We start from the raw sequence: 1,814 nt of genomic DNA on the forward strand, positions 1-1,814 counted from the left end.
AGCACACCCTGTCGTCTGCATTGCTCTACTGCGAGGTCAGGAGCAACTTACGAGAGAGTGGCGAAATCGTTCTGGGGGTAAACACGTACGTTTGTTCCAATCATAGAGGCGCACCCTAGCGAAGGGTGGTTTATTATGCTTGATGGTGATGCGATTACAACAAGTCCAAAAATACCAGATGAAGTCGAAAATATGATGGAAAAAGGAAAGTGGGGATCGGCAATTGGGGACAATATTTGCAGAGAACTCCGAGACAGTGGCTGGAACATCACTGATGATGCCGAACCAAAGGTCGTCCCAGATCGAACTGGGAAACAAAGATCGGGAGTTATTGATTATGAATATGCCTATCCAGAATCAATGTTTGGGCTCTGTAGTTTCGGTACACTGCGGTTGATTTCACGTGTATCGGACGCTCCGGCGGAGGTTGTAGACGGTGGCTTTCAGCAGCATTTCACGGAACTCCAACCACCAGCTTCGCGCACGCACGGCTGCGCCGAGCGTGCGCTTGATTGACGAGAAGACGGTTTCTGACATGGAACGCTGATGGTATCGATCACCGTCCATGCGGGCGTTGTGGGCGTGATCGAGTGGGTTCATGATCCTGTGCTTGATCAGCGGTCTGATGCCGTTTTCACGAAGTTCGTCGCGGAAGGCTTTCGCGTCATAGCCTCGATCGGCTGCGAGGCTCCGAAGGTCGCCGGCGTTGCGCCGGGCGACCTGCGGGCCGATCTTCGCATCGTGTTTCTTCGAGGTCGTCGAGTGGATGTCGGTGATGTACAGCGTTTCGACATCCACAAGCGCGGTGACTTTCAGCGCCCGGACGTGGTAGTGCGTGCGGTTGGCGTAGTGACGGCTGGGCTGGTCGCGGTCGAAGCCAGTCGAATCGATCGCGGCGTGGCCAGTGCGTTTCTCGGCTGACACGCCGAGAAACGCACGCCACGTCTTCGTTGGAATCCGCGCAAACCACGTGCGGAGGACGGTGTAGTGAGGTAGCCGCGTGAGACCGATCTCTTCGAGGACGCCGGGCATCTCGCTGAGCAAATCCACCGCAACACGGTAGGATTTGCCCAGCTCGATGCGGAGTGCATGCAGCGTGAGCATTGCCCACTCGGCGAACCCGCCACCCCCTTCGGGGTCGGCGGGTTCGTCCGGGTTAGCGACAACTGACTTAGCCTTAGCCACCGTAACACGGGTGAGGAGACGGAATTCCGAAGTCACAATACTCCGTCTCTTCGCTTTCTACGGCAATAACGTAGTCGCGGCGTCTCCGTCTAGCGAAACTACAGAGCCAATGTTTGATACGTTGTATGCATCGTCATTTGACAACCTCACTCGGCTCTGCACGTTTAAGTAGGAACGCGATGTAGACGGCAGTGACGGCCGATGCTTCCGATTACGGACTTCCTGTCCTGCACCGATCCACTGGACGAGTTCGACTCGCTGTCGTATCACCAGATTCATCACGCCAAAACGTACGTAACAGGTCTTGCTGCGGCCCGCAGCAAGACCGTGACCGGGATCGCACGTGAAGTCCTTCCAGCTCAAGGCGACCGAGCACTCAACAAATTCCTCACTGAGTACGACTGGAACGAAGATCAACTCAACCACGAGCGATTAGAGGAGTTGCAAAAACACGGCGAGACGCGCTGGTCACAGGACGGCTACATCGTCATCGACGACTCGGTGTTCCAGCGAACCGGGAAGAAACTTCCCGGTGCTGGACACCGGTTATCGCCTTAGGTCGAAATGAGCGTTCAGGGCGGAAACTAGCCGGCTAATCTCTGCCAAATCCATCAACAATACCGAATGAA

General features: G+C 55.6%; 1 protein-coding gene and 1 pseudogene. One reads left to right on the top strand and one right to left on the bottom strand.

The features are described 5' to 3' along the window. Positions 1 to 399: 399 nt before the first annotated feature. Positions 400 to 1,221 carry an IS5 family transposase gene (locus C451_RS01165; RefSeq protein WP_080503415.1) on the bottom strand — a complete coding sequence of 274 codons (822 nt, stop codon included), beginning with the start codon at positions 1,219 to 1,221 and terminating at the stop codon, positions 400 to 402. Positions 1,222 to 1,386: 165 nt separating this feature from the next. On the opposite strand from C451_RS01165, the pseudogene C451_RS01170 reads away from it, so the two are divergent. Then, positions 1,387 to 1,728: pseudogene (locus C451_RS01170) on the top strand (transposase); the annotation flags it as partial. Positions 1,729 to 1,814: the final 86 nt, after the last annotated feature.

It is taken from the genome of Halococcus thailandensis JCM 13552 (genome assembly GCF_000336715.1).
Lineage (GTDB): Archaea > Halobacteriota > Halobacteria > Halobacteriales > Halococcaceae > Halococcus > Halococcus thailandensis.